Source organism: Acinetobacter sp. YH12021 (assembly GCF_013420145.1).
In the GTDB taxonomy this organism is placed as follows: Bacteria; Pseudomonadota; Gammaproteobacteria; order Pseudomonadales; family Moraxellaceae; genus Acinetobacter; species Acinetobacter towneri.
On record NZ_VOYT01000001.1, the window covers coordinates 377592 to 395056 of the forward strand.

The 17465-nt window shown below is 42.5% G+C and carries 15 protein-coding genes; 8 read left to right on the forward strand and 7 right to left on the reverse strand.

Translation table 11 applies throughout. The features are described from left to right. Positions 1–86: 86 nt before the first annotated feature. The gene (locus tag FTT91_RS01725; RefSeq protein ID WP_180168860.1) at positions 87–1337 is read right to left on the reverse strand and encodes a YncE family protein; all 1251 of its coding nucleotides are present in this window, start codon (positions 1335–1337) and stop codon (positions 87–89) included. A gap of 351 nt (positions 1338–1688) precedes the next feature. Here FTT91_RS01725 and FTT91_RS01730 point away from each other — a divergent pair, with 351 nt between their 5' ends. Both FTT91_RS01730 and lon read left to right on the forward strand, forming a co-directional pair. Beyond that, positions 1689–2285 carry a 5-formyltetrahydrofolate cyclo-ligase gene (locus FTT91_RS01730; protein WP_026438444.1) on the forward strand — a complete coding sequence of 199 codons (597 nt, stop codon included), beginning with the start codon at positions 1689–1691 and terminating at the stop codon, positions 2283–2285. Between the two features lie 147 nt (positions 2286–2432). Then, positions 2433–4859 carry an endopeptidase La gene (lon, locus tag FTT91_RS01735; RefSeq protein ID WP_180168861.1) on the forward strand — a complete coding sequence of 809 codons (2427 nt, stop codon included), beginning with the start codon at positions 2433–2435 and terminating at the stop codon, positions 4857–4859. A gap of 354 nt (positions 4860–5213) precedes the next feature. On the opposite strand, the gene FTT91_RS01740 is transcribed toward lon, so the two are convergent. Beyond that, complete coding sequence (locus FTT91_RS01740) at positions 5214–6179, reverse strand: M28 family peptidase (protein WP_373686095.1); 966 nt, start codon at positions 6177–6179, stop codon at positions 5214–5216. A 157-nt stretch (positions 6180–6336) separates the two neighbouring features. On the opposite strand from FTT91_RS01740, the gene rlmH reads away from it, so the two are divergent. The 3 genes from rlmH to FTT91_RS01755 all read left to right on the forward strand — a co-directional run bounded on the left by rlmH (position 6337) and on the right by FTT91_RS01755 (position 8668). Continuing rightward, a complete protein-coding gene (rlmH, locus tag FTT91_RS01745) occupies positions 6337–6819 on the forward strand; it encodes a 23S rRNA (pseudouridine(1915)-N(3))-methyltransferase RlmH (protein WP_026438445.1) in 483 nt (160 codons plus the stop codon). A gap of 150 nt (positions 6820–6969) precedes the next feature. Next, complete coding sequence (locus tag FTT91_RS01750) at positions 6970–7746, forward strand: dioxygenase (RefSeq protein WP_096901485.1); 777 nt, start codon at positions 6970–6972, stop codon at positions 7744–7746. Between the two features lie 139 nt (positions 7747–7885). Then, the gene (locus FTT91_RS01755) at positions 7886–8668 is read left to right on the forward strand and encodes an META and DUF4377 domain-containing protein (protein ID WP_180168862.1); all 783 of its coding nucleotides are present in this window, start codon (positions 7886–7888) and stop codon (positions 8666–8668) included. Positions 8669–8739: 71 nt separating this feature from the next. On the opposite strand, the gene gdhA is transcribed toward FTT91_RS01755, so the two are convergent. After that, positions 8740–10083: an NADP-specific glutamate dehydrogenase gene (gdhA, locus tag FTT91_RS01760; RefSeq protein WP_004970711.1), complete on the reverse strand. Its 1344-nt coding sequence runs from the start codon at positions 10081–10083 to the stop codon at positions 8740–8742. A gap of 356 nt (positions 10084–10439) precedes the next feature. Here gdhA and FTT91_RS01765 point away from each other — a divergent pair, with 356 nt between their 5' ends. Together FTT91_RS01765 and nth are read left to right on the forward strand one after the other, a co-directional pair. Next, positions 10440–11234, forward strand: coding sequence for an RnfABCDGE type electron transport complex subunit B (locus tag FTT91_RS01765; RefSeq protein WP_131260797.1), 795 nt, complete (start codon positions 10440–10442; stop codon positions 11232–11234). 92 nt (positions 11235–11326) lie between these two features. Next, entirely contained in the window at positions 11327–12016 is a 690-nt protein-coding gene (gene nth / locus FTT91_RS01770; protein ID WP_180168905.1) for an endonuclease III, read from the forward strand. Between the two features lie 129 nt (positions 12017–12145). On the opposite strand, the gene FTT91_RS01775 is transcribed toward nth, so the two are convergent. The 4 genes from FTT91_RS01775 to FTT91_RS01790 all read right to left on the reverse strand — a co-directional run bounded on the left by FTT91_RS01775 (position 12146) and on the right by FTT91_RS01790 (position 15117). After that, positions 12146–12370 carry a hypothetical protein gene (locus FTT91_RS01775; protein ID WP_225543532.1) on the reverse strand — a complete coding sequence of 75 codons (225 nt, stop codon included), beginning with the start codon at positions 12368–12370 and terminating at the stop codon, positions 12146–12148. A 107-nt stretch (positions 12371–12477) separates the two neighbouring features. Beyond that, the gene (gene adk / locus FTT91_RS01780; protein ID WP_004970717.1) at positions 12478–13137 is read right to left on the reverse strand and encodes an adenylate kinase; all 660 of its coding nucleotides are present in this window, start codon (positions 13135–13137) and stop codon (positions 12478–12480) included. 81 nt (positions 13138–13218) lie between these two features. After that, positions 13219–14535: a hypothetical protein gene (locus tag FTT91_RS01785; protein ID WP_167846149.1), complete on the reverse strand. Its 1317-nt coding sequence runs from the start codon at positions 14533–14535 to the stop codon at positions 13219–13221. A gap of 63 nt (positions 14536–14598) precedes the next feature. Beyond that, positions 14599–15117: a hypothetical protein gene (locus tag FTT91_RS01790; RefSeq protein WP_004970721.1), complete on the reverse strand. Its 519-nt coding sequence runs from the start codon at positions 15115–15117 to the stop codon at positions 14599–14601. A gap of 254 nt (positions 15118–15371) precedes the next feature. Here FTT91_RS01790 and mrdA point away from each other — a divergent pair, with 254 nt between their 5' ends. Beyond that, positions 15372–17462: a penicillin-binding protein 2 gene (gene mrdA, locus FTT91_RS01795; protein WP_096901482.1), complete on the forward strand. Its 2091-nt coding sequence runs from the start codon at positions 15372–15374 to the stop codon at positions 17460–17462. The last annotated feature ends 3 nt before the right edge of the window (positions 17463–17465 follow it).

A 17465-nucleotide genomic window follows, 5' to 3' on the forward strand; every position in this document is an offset into this window, starting at 1 on the left:
ATAAGCAAACCATCCTAAAATGTGCTCAATTCAAATATCGTCTTGAGCGCCTTAGCATGCTTTGCCTGTTATGATCGGCTTAAAAATTACGGCGTCGACCAATCGCTTGGTGCATAACCCAAACGCACTCGCTGTGGGTGATTCCCCACTGGCACACTGCGGACTTTTTCTCCCGTAGCAAAGTCAATCACCGTTACCACATCGGTTTCACTTTCTGAAATCACACAGCTTTTTCCATCTGGGCTACGGGTTGCCCAATATGGTTTACCTGCAGGAATCAGTTTGCCTGCTTTTAAACTCTGACGGTCTACAATGGTCGCGTAATCATCCATCGTGCCTGCCACACAGAGTTTTTCGCCATCTGCGCTGATGGATAAACCATGATGACGTGAATCATTTACCCATTTGCTGCGGTCTTTTGGAATTGTACTGCTGCCCGGTAATTGTCCAATACGCGTGACTTTATCGGTTTTTAAGTCGTATTCCACCAAACCATTAAAAAATGAAACCTGCGCATAAAGTTTGCTTTCATCTTTACTTAGCACCATAGGACGCACTGAGTTGGATAAATCTTTACGTCCAAAGGCATCTAACGTAGGTCGGAAATCAATTTTTTTCAGAACTTTATAATTATTGGCATCGGCAATGGTAATAAAGCGCTTACCTTTGGTAAAATCTTGCCACTGTGCATCCATCGAAGTTTCTACGTTACCAATCGCAGAGTTTAAGATTTTCGTTCCACCTGCAAAGTAAATATTTTCGTGCGGCTTATCCCCTGTTGCAAAACGCCCCAATTCTTTACCTGTATGAATATCTAAAACATGCACCACATTACCTGACGATGCCGACACAGCAACACGTTGTCCATCTGGTGAAACCGCCATGTGGTCTGCGCGGAAACCTTCGACTGGCGTACGCCAATTAATTTTGCCCGTTTTAATGTTGATGGATACCACATCGGCAAAACTTGGACGTGAAGCAACAATCGACTGTCCATCTGGCGTGGAATACATATCATCCACCAACTGGTCATTGCCCTCACCTGCAGTTTGTTGAATGTAAGTGTAGGCAATCAATTTCACTGGATTTAAATGAATTTCTAATAAACGCTCTTTGCGGTCAGGAATCATATTGACCACACCCACTTTGCCAAAGTCTTGTGAAGGGTGAATCACCGTCACTGTGCCATCCCAGTTATTGCCGACAAAAAAGACTTGTTGGGTATTCGGTGGCTGCGGTAAATAGGTCGAATCTGCATAACTTTGTGCGCTGACACAACTTCCTAAAGCCAGCACGCCTTGAAGTAGATGTTTAAACACCTTGTTGGAATAATTCATGTTCTTGTTCTCCCTGAACAGCAAAATGAAAGTGTTGTTTTTGTTTTGGCTTGTGTTTTTACATATTTGTTGTTTTTAACTGAAGCCTGCCTAATCCATCTTGAAGCGATCTTGAAGATTGTTGGCGTGGCATTGATTGGGCAATAGCATAAGAGTTTTTGTAATTTTGCGTCTAGGGTTCGAGCTAGACTATCCGATAGCAGGTCAAGTTTCAGATAAACAGAAATACAGCATCACATCCTGTTAAAATGCCAAGTATGATAAAAGCTTGTTTTTGTCGATGAAATGACAGTAATCCCATACCCATTCAAGCATTTAAACTCAAGAATATAAGGATGTGCCGAGATGCAGTTGTTGGAACTTAAAACCTTGCGTAAACAGCTTCGACAACAGCGCAGAGCGGTCACGCGCACCCAACAGCAACACGCACAGCAAGCTGTTTTGCAGCGGCTAATACGACTGCCAAAATTTCAGTACGCAAAAAAAGTGGGTATGTATTTACATGCTTTTGGTGAAATTCATACACACCGCATCATTGAATATTGCTTCGCGCATAGCAAACAAGTGTATTTGCCCATGATTTGCAATATGAATCAACACTTGGTGTGGGTACAAATCACCCCACAACAATATCGTCAGCGTCGCTTTGCCCATCATCGTTTGGGGATGCAAGAACCAAGAACAAGTCGCGGAAAACACATCTCCCATTTAGATTTAGTCTTGATGCCCTTATTGGCTTGCGATACGCATGGCACCCGCATTGGAATGGGCGGTGGTTATTATGACCGCACTTTAGCTTCTGCCCCGCAGCATCCTTATCGCTTAGGGATTGCACATGATTTTCAGCTAATTCATACACGCTTGCCACGTGAAAATTGGGATCAACCTGTAGATGCCTTACTAACTCCACAACATTTTTTACAGTTTAAACGCACCTTGAAACGCTAAATTGATCATTTTGACTGAATAGATCAATTTAAAATCACATATTTAGCTACTTTTTAAACAATTTGTGTTGACCTGCCCTTGTATTTTAAAAAATACCCATCACTATTAAAAACATGGCAACACCGTTGTCACTCATTAGGAGTGCCCATGTCTGAAATTATTATGAATCAAGAAACCTTAGAGCCTCAGGTTCCAAGTGTATTACCGCTTTTAGCGCTACGTGATGTGGTGGTTTATCCACACATGCAAATCGCGCTATTTGTAGGTCGTGAAAAATCGATCAATGCAGTTGATGTGGCTCGTAACAGTGACAATCTAGTATTTGTAGTTGCGCAAAAAGATTCGCTTACAGAAGAAATTGATCACGACAATTTATATCAATACGGTACTGTCGCGAAGATTGTGCAAGTTGTGAATCACGAAAATGATGAAAACTGTATCAAAGTGCTGATTGAAGGCTTATACCGCGCCAAACTCGAAAAAATTATTGATGAAGACGCGTATTTGACTGCAGAACACAGCTTGAGCCCAATGACTGTTGCGATGGATGAAAATACCCAAGCAACACGTTTGCAAGAATTACGTGCCTTATTTGCGCAATATGCAGAAGCAAAATTACGTAATGCACGTGAACTGATTGCTGCTGCCAATAAAATTGAAGATTTATTGCAGTTGTTGTTCTTTGTTGCAACCCGTGTGCCATTGAATATTGATGTCAAACAAAAATTCCTTGAGCACGATGAGTTTGAAGCTCACTTGACCGAGTTAATGACTTATTTATTGCAACAGTCTGAAGAACAACAGATTGAGCAAACCTTGCATGACTCTGTTAAACGCCAGATGGAAAAAAATCAGCGTGAATACTTCTTGAATGAGAAGATGAAAGTCATTCAACGCGAACTGTCAGATATGAATGGCGGCGCAGAAGATGATGTCGCTGAGATTGAAAAACGTTTGGCTGAAGCGGACTTGCCTGAGCATGTACGTAAAAAAGCAGAAGCTGAGTTCCGTAAACTTAAAGCGATGCAACCTGCGTCTAGCGAAGCGGCAGTAGTGCGTAACTATCTAGAAGTCATTTTAGATACACCATGGAACAAAGCCAGCAAAGTCAGCATCAACCTGAACAAAGCTCAGGAAATTTTAGATGCCGATCATTACGGTCTAGATGAAGTCAAAGACCGTATTGTGGAATATCTTGCTGTGCAATCTCGTGTGAAAAAGCTCAAAGGCCCTATTCTGTGCTTGGTTGGCCCTCCAGGTGTAGGTAAAACTTCTTTGGGTGAATCGGTTGCCAAAGCAACAGGCCGTGAGTTTGTGCGTATGGCTTTGGGCGGTGTGCGTGATGAAGCTGAAATTCGTGGTCACCGTCGTACTTATATTGGTGCGATGCCAGGTAAAATTGTGCAGTCATTGACCAAAGTTGGTGTAAAAAACCCACTGTTCTTGCTCGATGAAATTGACAAAATGGCACAGGACTACCGTGGTGACCCTGCTTCTGCTTTGCTTGAAGTACTTGACCCATCACAAAACAACAAGTTTAACGATCACTATTTAGATCTGGACTTAGACTTGTCTGAAGTGATGTTTATTTGTACTGCCAACAGCATGAACATTCCTGAAGCTTTACTAGATCGTATGGAAGTTATTCGTCTGCCGGGTTATACCGAAGATGAAAAAGTGAATATTGCAGAACGCTATCTTGTACCGAAGGCCATCAAAAATAATGGCTTACGTGCTAAAGAATTGACTGTTCATGAAGAAGCGATTCGTGACATCGTGCAACGCTATACGCGTGAAGCAGGTGTGCGTAGCCTAGAACGTGAAGTGTCAAAAATTGCCCGTAAAGTGGTTAAAGAAGCGGTCAGCAAAAAAGCTAAAAACCTTGAGATTGATGTCACTTCTCAAAACTTGCCAGACTATTTGGGTCCACATAAATTTGACTATGGCATGGCAGAAGAAGAAGCAGAAGTCGGTCGTGTAAATGGCTTGGCTTGGACTTCAGTGGGTGGTGAATTACTCACCATTGAAGTGGCAACCATGAAAGGTAAAGGTAATTTCATCACCACAGGTTCATTGGGTGATGTGATGCAAGAGTCAATCAAAGCCGCGATGACCGTTGTGCGTACCCGTGCCGACAGTTTAGGCATTGAAGCCAATGCATTTGCCGAAACCGATGTACACGTACACTTGCCAGAAGGTGCAACGCCTAAAGATGGTCCATCTGCAGGTTTGGCATTGACTACGGCATTGGTATCTGCATTTACAGATATTCCAATTCGTCCTGATATTGCCATGACAGGCGAAACCAGCTTACGTGGTCGTGCAATGCGCATTGGTGGCTTGAAAGAGAAACTTCTTGCGGCACATCGTGGTGGTATCAAACTGGTATTTATCCCACAGGAAAACGTGCGTGACTTGTCTGAAATTCCAGACAATGTCAAAGAAGGTTTGGAAATCAAGGCTGTGAAAAGCATTGATGAAATCTTGCCTTTGGCACTGACCAGTATGCCTAAGCCTTTAACCAAGGCACCGATTGTGAAGCCAGTAGCAGCAGGCAAAGCCGCACGTCATTAAGCAAGTTACTCTGCTTTAAGCATAGAACATCTCAAAAGAGCACTTCGGTGCTCTTTTGTTGTATTTAGATTCTGGATTTAAAATAATTGAATAATTTTTTAACTATTTTTAAAATGGATAGTCTGTTTTTAATTCAATTTCCTTGAAAAATAGGCAAACCATCCACATATATAAATTTAAGATACATCGCGCTGTATGTTTCTTGTTTGGTCTATTTAGACCGATAAATTGATCAGACGCTTTTGATTGAAGCGTGCTTCATGGTCTGGTCATCCATATCTCCAGGTGGATGACCTTTTAACCGCAGTCCTATTTCAATTCAGGGCTGCGTTTTTTATGCGCTGCGATCAATCATCAAGGTGATAAAATCTGTGCAACCAAACCATTCACGACATGTGCCATTTTTTCAAAATTTACTGTTTTTAAAGTATCACCTGTGGTGTGGCGAAGTGAGCTGCGATAACTGCCCGTATCGGTAATTAAAATAGCTGGAATATCATATTTCCAATAATTTAAATGATCTGAAAAATCTATACCCTTGACGAAAGTCGGTGCGACCACACGCTCACATTGCAATTGATTCAAACGCTGCATCGCATTGCAATAGGTTGCACTCATTTCACGTGACTGCATATTACTCAATGCCGCAATAAAATTGCCATGACTTGGGTAAATCCACTTTAAACCGATTGGGTAATTTTGCACCAAATTTTTATCGTAATAACCAATCATATCCAGCACATACACCGCACGGATTTTTTCCTTTTCAGCCTGCACAGATTTGGCATGTATAAAACTGCCCATCGACTCGGTTTTAAAAAATGGTGGCTCTGCCAAGGTATAAAAAACAAATTCAACATTTTGACTAAGTTTATTCTTTTCCTGCGCCAAAATTCGTGCTGTTTCGATTACACCTGCAACGCCAGAAGCGTTGTCATTTGCCCCCTGCTGCTGCCCATAAACATCGTAATGCGCACCAAAAATCGTTTTTTGCGCAGCACCGATATTCAATTTGCACACCACATTGCGGTAGCTTTGCTGATTGACCACATAATTTTGAAATTGACACGGAATTCCAAATACTCGCATTTGTTCCCGAATCCATGCCGAAACCCGATTCAGTTCAATCACATTTTTATAATGACGATACTGTTCGGAATTACTCAAACCCTGCTGCCCAATCACTTGCTGCATATAGACGTGTAAATTGTTTGGTTCTGCCCATTGAGCCTCAGGCACAGCAAATGTAGCAGTGGTCATCAATCCCATACCCGCGCCCAATATCCATGAATATAACTGCTGACTTTGAAACGCGCGCATGCTGATAATTCCAAGACAAAAAAGACCAATAAGATTGCTGAGTATTAAAGCAACAGCCTGTTGGCAAATTCAATTGCAAATTGTGTCGTTACACAGCGCTTGTGTTGAATCATGGTTATAATGCGAGATTCTGATTGATCGCTACATGAACTCGCCTATGAAAATTCGCATTCTGACCATTGGACAAAAAATGCCTGCTTGGGTGCTGACTGGTTTTGAAGATTATTTCAAACGGATTCAGCCTTTTGTGCAGACTCAAATTGTCGAACTGCCAATGGCGAAACGTGGCAAAAATGATTCTGAGGCCGATATTCTAAAATATCGCCAAATTGAAGGTGATAGCATTTTAAATGCCATGAAAAACAATGAGCTGTTAATTGCCTTGGAAGTGGGCGGCAAAGAGTTCAGCACCGAAAAACTTGCAGAAACCATGAAAGGCTGGATGCTAGAAGGCAATGATGTCGTGCTTGCGATTGGTGGACCAGATGGTCACTCTGAAGCAGTACGTAAAGCAGCAGCATGGCATTGGTCATTATCCAAACTAACTTTGCCACACCCTTTAGTTCGCGTGATGCTGATTGAGCAGCTATACCGTGCTATGAGCATCAACCACAACCATCCTTATCATCGTGCAGGTTAAATCAACTTATTCAATTTGTACGTTGAGTTATCAAAATATCTTCAACTCAAACGACGTTGCAAAGCTGCAACATAGCGTTGAACAAAAGTACATTTCGCTATACACACTTTTTTGCGATGCTGTAGAACAGCAGGCTTTAGGGATCTAGGCATGAACTTACAGACATTACCCGGTTTATTTATCTCACATGGTTCGCCCATGTTGGCACTCAATCCTGAACAGGTCGGGCCTGCACTCAGCCGTTTAAGTGAAAATTTGCCAACACCGCAAGCCATTGTGGTGATGTCGGCGCATTGGGAAAGTAATGCACTGGAGGTCAACACAGGTATTCGCCCTGAAACATGGCATGACTTCCGTGGTTTTCCTGAAGCCTTGTACGCCCTGCGCTACCCTGCACCTGGCTTACCTGAACTGGCAGAAGATATTTTGCAGCGTTTGGCTGATGCGGGCTTTGCTGCCCATGCCAACAGCACACGCCCGCATGATCATGGCGTATGGATGCCATTACTACACATGTATCCCGATGCCAATATTCCAGTGATTACCATTTCTTTGCCCATGAATATGAGCGCCGAACAGATTTATCACATTGGGCAAAGTTTAGCGCCATTACGTGAACAGCAAATTTTACTGATTGGCTCAGGCAGTATCACCCATAACTTACGTGAATTATCATGGAATACACCCAATGCGGCTGTGCCTGAATGGGCATCTAGTTTCCGTAATCGTGTGGTGCAGCATTTAAGTCATCGCAATTATGATGCAGTACTAGATTGGCAACAATTGCCACATGTAGCACGTAATCACCCAACCCTAGAACACTTTGCACCGCTGTTTTTTGCAATGGGTACGGGAGATCGATTTAACATTGTACATAGCAGCTTTAGCATGGGTTCACTCGGTATGGATATTTATCGTTTTGACTAACCGATAGCTCCGCTTATTTAAAATCTGACTTTTTAATTTGGATACATTTTGTTAACAAAAGCTACGATTTGTATCCATATTTTTTGTTAATCTCTTGGTTATAATCACGTTGAAACTTTAGCACATAGAATATAAACCAATGAAATTCAGTATTTTTGCGCTTGCCCTGCTCCCTTTGGCTTTAACTGCATGTCAATCTTCACATCTTCCTGCCACTTCAGGAGATCTGGCTATTTCTACTCTATCCACCACATTAAAAACGCCTACACAAATTTTGCCCGCTTATACCTGGGAACTTGATCGTGGGCTGCAACGCCCGATTGTTCTGAGCTTTGATCAACGAGGCAGACTAAGTGTAGCTTCTGGCTGTAATGGCCTTGGCACGAGCTGGACTGTTAAAGATAATACCCTGAGTACGGGTGACATGATGGGCACCATGATGGCATGTGATGCACCATTAATGGAACAGGAACGTTTTATCAGCCAGCTTCTGCAAAAGCGTAATATTCCGTTTAGTCTGGATCTAAATGATGCCAATCAGCCAAAACTGAGTATTACTGCAGCTGATGGTCAAAAATATGTCTTTACCGGAAAAATGACACCGGAAACCAAATACCAAGGTCAGGCAGAAACCATTTTCCTGGAAGTTTCGTCACAGACTAAAGCCTGTATGGGTGTAGCTCAGCAAACCTGCTTACAGGTGAAAGAAATCAAATATGATGAAAAAGGCTTAAAGACTCAGGTCGATAAAGACTGGACTTTATTTTACGATCAGATCGAAGGTTTTCAGCATTCATCGAATGAGCGTCAGATTATTCGGGTAAAACGTTATGAAATTAAAAATCCGGCAGCTGACCAGTCTAAATATGCCTATGTATTCGACATGACCGTAGAGCGTGAAGCAGTCAAAGGCACTCTATAACGATAAAATCGCAATATAAAAAAACCGAGGCATTCACCTCGGTTTTTTTTCAAGCTTAAACTCAGTCAGACTTAGAATACGCCTTGAGAAAGCATTGCATCAGCAACTTTTACGAAGCCAGCGATGTTTGCGCCGTCTACATAGTTCACGGTACCGTCTTCTTTCGTACCGAATTTTACGCAGTTGCGGTGAATTTCTTTCATGATTGCGTGTAAGCGCTCATCAACTTCTTCGAAAGTCCAGCCTAAACGCAATGCGTTTTGAGACATTTCCAGACCAGAAGTTGCTACACCACCGGCGTTAGATGCTTTACCTGGCGCATAAAGAATTTTCGCTTCAACGAATTTCTCAACCGCTTCAAGTGTAGAAGGCATGTTCGCACCTTCAGCAACACAGATTACGCCGTTTGCAAGAAGCGCTGCTGCATCATTCGCATCAAGTTCGTTTTGAGTCGCACATGGAAGCGCGATATCACATTTAATACCCCAAGGACGTTGACCTTCAAGGTATTCAAAACCGTGCTTAGACGCAAATTCAGAAATACGACCACGTTTTACGTTTTTAAGTTCCATCACTTCAGCAAGTAATTCTGGCGTGAAACCTTCTTTCACGTACACAGTACCATTCGAGTCAGAAAGTGAAACTACTTTCGCACCCAAGTACATTGCTTTGTCTGCAGCAAATTGTGCAACGTTGCCTGAACCAGAAATCGCAACGACTTTATCTTTAAAGCAATCGCCACGAGTCTTGAGCATTTCCTCAGCGAAATACACAGTACCGTAACCTGTAGCTTCTGGACGCGCCAAAGAACCACCGAAAGACAAGCCTTTACCTGTGAATACACATGAAGTGTCATTGCTGAGCTTCTTCATCATACCCGCCATGTAACCCACTTCACGACCGCCTACACCAATATCACCCGCAGGAATATCCGTGTTAGAACCTAAATGACGATATAACTCGATCATTAAGGCTTGGCAGAAACGCATAATTTCGCCTTCAGACTTACCTTTAGGGTCAAAGTCTGAACCACCTTTACCACCGCCCATTGGCAATGTGGTCAAAGCATTTTTAAAGGTTTGTTCAAAACCTAAGAATTTTAAAATTGAAAGGTTCACTGATGGGTGGAAACGCATACCACCTTTAAATGGACCAATTGCTGAGTTGTACTGTACACGGAATGCACGGTTTACGTGGGTTTGACCTTGGTCATCTACCCAAGAAACGCGGAACTGAATTGCACGCTCAGGCTCAACCAAACGCTCAAGCAAACCATGTGCTGCATATTGAGGGTTCTTTTCAATGAACGGCCAAAGGCTGGTCATTACTTCTTCTACAGCTTGTAGAAACTCTGGTTGATGTGCATCACGTGTTTTAACGTAATCTAGGAATTCGTTAAGGCTGTTGTATTTCAACGCTTAATCCTCAGCAGAAAATGGATCAAAATTGGTCAAAATTTCAATCAATGATATATTTTGGCGCAAAATATTAAATATCTTTTGTTAACAATCTACAATAGTTTTTTTCAAAAAACTTTAAAACATTTGTATTTTCATAAATTTAACTTATTTTTTAGCGTGTTAAGCCCATAAGTTAATGTAACAAATTAATTCATAGTTTTGAGCATTTTTGCCCAAAAAGCTAGCAATTGTTGTTCTTAATTTGCGCACAAGCCTAAAAGCAAAAATCGTGCTAAAATCATCGACCTAGAATTTTCCCCTAGCCTTATCTTCCGTTTTTCTGCTGCTGTTAAAGTGGCATTGGTTTGTCCATGAATTCGCAAATTGCTCTGATTCAAAATATTGATGCGCTGCTCCCTCAAACTCAATGTGGCTTATGTGGTCACCGTGATGGCTGTTTACCCTACGCCAAAGCGATTGCAGAAGGCGAAGCGGCCAATAAATGCGTACCCGGTGGACAACCTGTTGCAGATGCACTAGCAAACTTACTGCAACGCCCTGTATTGACCGCAGAAGCCAGTGTTTGGCCTGTGCAGGCAGATGGACGCCCACAGCGTATGAAAGCCCTAATTCGTGAAGATGAGTGCATTGGTTGTACCAAATGTATTAATGCCTGCCCTGTCGATGCCATTTTAGGCTCAGGCAAACTCATGCACAGCATTTTGACTGATTTATGTACGGGCTGTGAATTGTGTATTCCGCCTTGCCCTGTCGATTGCATTGACTTGGTAGAAGATACACAACCTCTGCTTTCTGATAGCGCACGAGTGGCAGAACAGAATGATTTACGCCAACGCTACTACGCCCACATACAACGTGAGGAACAACGTCGTCTGCACCGTAAAGGCCCTGTGGTACGTGCAGAAATTGATACCGAACTGTTTGCACAATTTTCAGCACAAGCCGATGCTGCTGTGCCTGTGATTGAATTGCCTGTACAAAAAAATGAACAGATTTCCACTGCCGATGCACAAACCACCATCGAACTGGCAAAATTACGCACACAAATTAAAAAACTCGAAAAACAACTCAGTGTACGTGACGATGAGAAAAAACGGTTATTACTTGACAATTTACAACAACAGTTACGTGAATTAGGAGCATAAACATGCCCGAAAGAAAGACACGTCTGACCAATAAAGCGGTTAAAACAACGACTGCCAAAAGCACCACGCTCAAAGAAAAGCCGTCTAAAAATATGACCAAAAAGCAAATTCAGACTTTTTTTGAGCGCTTACGTGACCAACGTCCAAATCCGACCACTGAACTGAATTTTTCCAATCCATTTGAATTGCTGATAGCGGTGACCTTATCTGCACAAGCGACCGATGTCAGCGTCAATAAAGCCACCGACAAACTGTTTCCTGTTGCCAATACTCCCGAAGCGATTTATGCCTTAGGTGTGGAAGGTTTAAAAGAATATATTAAAACCATCGGGCTGTATAATTCCAAAGCAGAAAATGTCATTAAAACCTGCAAAATTCTCATCGAAAAACACGGCAGCATCGTGCCTGATAATCGTGCCAATTTAGAAGCCTTGCCCGGCGTGGGACGCAAAACGGCCAATGTAGTGTTAAATACCGCATTTGGACAGCCTACTATGGCGGTCGATACGCATATTTTCCGCTTAGGTAACCGTACAGGTTTAGCTGTAGGTAAAAATGTTTTAGAAGTCGAACACCGTTTGATTAAAGTCATTCCTAAAGAATTTTTAATTGACTCGCATCACTGGCTAATTTTACATGGCCGTTATTGTTGTATTGCGCGTAAGCCTAAATGCGCTGAATGTGTGGTGTCAGATGTGTGTAACTGGCCTGATCGCTTTGAATTTGGTGCACATCGTCATACTACGCTGCATGAAATTCATCACGCGCCCATATCTAAGTAAGTGCTTCGGTAGAGTTTTGCAAAGTGATCTAAGCTTATTGATGACAAGCTAGATCATCAAAGCAATGTGGATTATCCAAAATCGTGTGGATAACTGTGCAATCTATGCACAAGATTGTGCAGAGATGATTTATTTATCCTGAGAATCTTCAGACTGACGTTGTTGTTCTTGCTGTTGTTTAAGTTTCGGATGCAATTGATAGTGCTTACCTGATTTTTTTTCAGCCGAATTCTGAGCTTGTGTGTTGCGCAATAACTTATAGCTCACAAAAACAAGAAAGCCTAAAACGGCAATACTTGCCAATAACATGATGATCACAGCAGCATGTTGCAAAGCACTCTCCCAAACTGACACAAATAAAAAGAGCCCTAATATGAATCAGGACTCTTTTAAAGTCAAAACAAGCTGCCTGTTTAAGCGATTTTATTTTCTTTTAAACAGGCTTGGTCTAAAACCTAGACTTATTTTGCTTGGTCTAAAATAGCAAACAAATCTGCTTGAACTTCTTCAATTGGACGAAGACCATTCAATTTGTTATAGCTTGGTGCATTTTCACCAGAAGCAGCACGACCTTGATAGAAGCCAACCAATTGCTCAGTTTCTGAGTGATACGCTTTTAAACGTTTACGAATAGTTTCTTCTTGGTCATCTGGACGTTGAACCAAATCTTCGCCAGTTTCGTCATCTTTACCTTCCACTTTTGGTGGGTTGTAAACAAGGTGATAAATACGACCAGATGCAGGGTGCTGACGACGACCAGACAAACGCTGTACGATTTCTTCGTCTGCAACATCAATTTCAATCACGTGGTCGATATTGATGCCTTCGCTTTCCAAGGCTTCAGCTTGTGGAATAGTGCGAGGGAAACCATCAAAAATACAACCATTCACGCAATCTGGCTGCGCAATACGCTCTTTCACTAAGCCAATGATCAGTTCATCAGATACCAAACCGCCACCGTCCATGACGCTTTTGGCTTGTAGACCTAATTCAGTACCTTCACGAATTGCAGCACGGAGCATATCACCGGTTGAAATTTGTGGGATATTGTAGCGCTTACAGATCAACTGAGCTTGTGTACCTTTACCTGCTCCAGGTGGTCCGAGTAAGATAATGCGCATAAAAAAACATCCTCATTTTAACAATGTATTTGACACTCGTTGCATATCAGAGCCATCGCCCTTTACGCAGCCAGCATCCTCTTATAAGAAAGCGACAAACAAATGTATTAAACCAGCAATAAAACCAGTTACACCACCCAAGACAATTAAAATCCACTCATCTTCCTGAAAGGCAGGACGCAAGAGATTCTGGAATTCTTTTGGCGTCAGTTCACGAATACGATCTCTGAACATTTGATAAATTTTCTGTGCACGGCTCGCATTAAAGGCAGGGTCGCATACAGGCACCATCGTAATTTCAATCGAACGATCAATCAAGTCAGTCTTGAGTTTGGCATACTCTTTTGGCCCCAAAGACAACTGTAAAGAGGTACGAACCAATGGTGTTTCCATAATTTCGTTGATGTGGCGTTTGACAATACGGCGGGTTTTGTCTTTTTTACTGCCATACATCATTTCAGTCATAATCGATTTTAACGTAATCAGATCTTCTGTGACTACCGTTGCAAACACATCCGAGACTTCTTCTTGGCGTTTCATGAACGCACCCTGAATATTATAAGTCCCAATGCGTGGAATCACTGGCTTAATCCATGGAAATTGACGATTTTCAGTCAATTTAAAGAACTGCGGATATTTCACGTAATGTGGTTCGACTGGGTTAAATACCATCCAAATCGCAATCCAGTTGGTCAAGAAGCCCCAAATTGCCGCCCAAAATGGAACCGTCCAGTGCCATGGTACAAGAAACCAAACAATCATTTGGAAAATACCAAAGAACATCCCAATCAATGCACTGATATGCCAAATAAAGTTAATTTCTTTTTGACCGACTTTTAGGAACATACGCACCATTAAGCGGCGATCACCTTCCATTTGGCTGACCACCATTTCACGCATATCCACCAAGGATTCAACATTCAAGGTCAGTTCAGTCACCAATTCACGCAGCACACCTGGCAATTGTTTATGCGCCTGTGCGTAAATACGGCGTTTAATCGAATACGGTAGGTTTTCCCAAAGCACAGCATTGCGGTCTAACATGACCTCATCAATTAAGTGCTCAAGTTCAAAACCCACTTGCTCACCAATAATACGCGCCATATCGTCAGGGTCCATAGCATTGAGAAACTCACGCAATGAACCTAATTTTGACAATGTGTTATCGGTAATGATGCCTGAAATACGCCCTGCTTTACGCGGTACAATCCCCTGCCATCCCACAGGAATAGGCCCAAGGTGAAAGCCCCAAAAGCTAATTGGATAGAACACCATTTTTAGTGCCATCCACACGTGCGCCCAAGTCACAAAAGCAGTCACAGGAATAATACTGAGCACGGCCCAAAAATCTGGACGATTCAAAAAGGTTTGCCACAACTGATTGACGTACTCAAGCATGCATTTTTTCCATATTTAGTTCTAATTACAAGATTCTAAAGTAGTTAAAAGTCACTATTCTGACTACAAACCCATACTGAGCGTATAGGAAAATTGTAGTCTAGGCTCAGTTTCCGCAATCACTCGCCCTTGTCGATCTTCCAATTTTTCACCTGCGCCAATGCCAACACTAAAGCTACTGATGCGTTCAGGGCTCAGTAATACATAAGCCAGATCAATGCCTGCACCTAAACGCGCTTTTTCTTCACCATCCACCCATTTAGATTCTAGGTGTCCTGCGTAAGCGCCAATATAATAACCATTTTTGTCTTTACCTGTGAGGTGGTATGGGTAACGAAAACCTGTTTGCCCACCGACTTCATGGTCACCATTTAAAAAAGCCCCCGCTTTTAGATAGGCAATGCCATAAGGATTGACCCATTCACCATTCAAATGCAGTAATTTTTGGGTAATACCCGCCCCTACATTCCAGGTTTTTGCGCTATCTGCGCTAATTTTTGCTTCAGGTAAAAAAGTAGTGTTCCCAGCAAAGCTAAAACTTGAAAAGGCAAGTAATGCCACGAAAGAATAGACTTTTGTCATTATTGTCACCAGTGTCCATTTGTTTTAATTTTAAAAACAGTCCTGTTTTCGTGTTTTGACTCTAGCAGAATTGTCAGGATTCTTATATACAGCAAATTACAATTTTGATGTCGCTAAAGTCAAAAATTAAGATTGCGCCCATCTTCTAGGTTAAATCGGGCAATTCAGTCAAACATGGTTACTCAAAATTGCCAATAGATGCGTTAGAATAGTCCAAATTCGTTCTCCCTCATTTTTGTTAAGCCAATTTTTGTATGAAACAACACTATCCGTTAAAAAATGCTCAGCAAGAGAAGCGTATTTTTCGCAATCGCATCTTTTTTTCGGTGGGTGTTGTGGTTTTTTTCTTGCTGCTGTTGGTGGCTCGTTATGCCTTTTTACAAATTAGCGGCTACGATGAATTTGCGACTGCATCAGATAAAAACCGAATTCGGCTACAACCACTCGCACCTGCACGTGGTTATATTTATGACCGCAATGGTGTGTTATTGGCAGATAACTACCCTGTGTTCTCAGCCACTCTAAGCCGTGCAGATGTTGAAGATATTGACGATACCATTGCGCGACTGACACCTGTTTTACAACTGACAGAAGAAGATATCGATCGCTTTAAAAGTCGGATTAAAACTTCACGTAAAACTGAACGTGTATCGATCAAGCTGAATTTAAATGAATCGGATATTGCCCGTTTTAGTGAAGTTAAATTTCAGTTCCCTGGGGTCAATATTGAAACCCAGATGACACGTTACTATCCGCATGGTGACTTATTTGCGCACGTGATTGGTTATGTCGGGCGCATTAACGACAAAGAACTGAAAGAAATTGACAAAGATGCTTATGCAGGCACCAACTTGATTGGCAAAATTGGGGTGGAGAAATCGTATGAGCACTTGCTACATGGCGTACCCGGCAACGAATCTGTAGAAGCCGATGCACATGGTAATGTGCTGCGCAATTTAGGACGTAAAGACCCTGTACGTGGCAATGATTTGTTTTTGTCATTGGATTATGGCTTGCAAGTGGTCGCCTCTGAACAACTGGCAGAACGCCGTGGTGCAATTGTGGCACTTGACCCACGTACAGGTGAAATTTTAGCTTTAGTCTCCAGTCCGAGTTTTAACCCTAACTTATTTGTCACAGGTATTAGCCATACCGACTACTCTGCCTTACGCGATAATTTAGATCAACCACTCTATAACCGTGCAGTACAAGGTGTTTATCCACCGGGTTCTACCATTAAGCCGATGTTTGGTTTAGGCGGTATTCATTATGGCTATGTCGACTGGAAAACCGCCATTCAGGATTATGGTTATTTCACTTTACCAGGCGACAGCCACCGTTTCCGTGACCATAAAAAAACTGGGCATGGCATTGTCGATATGCACAAAGCTCAAGTCGTGTCGTGTGATACCTACTTCTATGTATTGTCGTATCGCATGGGCATTGAAAAAATGAACGACTGGATGCGTCAATTTGGCTTCAGTGAAAAAACTGGGGTCGATTTACCAAGTGAAAGCACAGGACTCTACCCAAACCCGGACTGGAAAATGCGTACGCGCAAAGCCAAATGGATGAAAGGTGAAACAATTTCCGTCAGTATTGGTCAGGGTGCATTTACCTCGACACCATTGCAATTAGCAATGGCCACCGCCATCACCGCCAACAAAGGATTTAAAGTCACACCGCACGTGTTACGTGAAAGTCGTGGCGCGAAACCATTTAAAGTTCACAATGGTACCAACGGAAAAATTGACTTTAACGGCACAGAAGAAGACTGGATTAAAATGCGTGATGCCATGGTTGATGTGATTCAATCAGGTACAGGTAAAGGGATTAAAGGCGGCTTGCAATATTCAGTTGCAGGTAAAACAGGTACAGCACAGGTTAAAAGTATTGCGCAAGGTAAACGCTATAACGAAGCCTTATTGACCGACCGTCAGCTTGACCACGGTTTATTTGTTGGCTTCGCTCCTGCCGAAAACCCTGAAATCGCAATTGCCATCATTCTAGAAAATGGTCGCGGTGGTTCTGCAGCAACGGCTTTGGCGCGTCCAATTTTAGACTATTGGTTACTGAATAAAAATAAAAAGCCAATTCGTCCATCTGCCGCACAAGTGAGTGGTGGCTTAATGACTGCAGGTTTAAAACCAAGTGAATTGCCAAGTGGTGAAGTCCCTTCATCTACTGCACCAAATACGAATAACGTGAATAATCCGAATACAGCAACCAATCACCCTGCGCTCAACCCAAATCCTTCGCAAACTACTCCGAGTTCAGCTCCAACCAATCCACCTGCAACTGCGCCAACAGCAGTTGTACCCACTAACCCAATTGAGAGCGACTAAGCC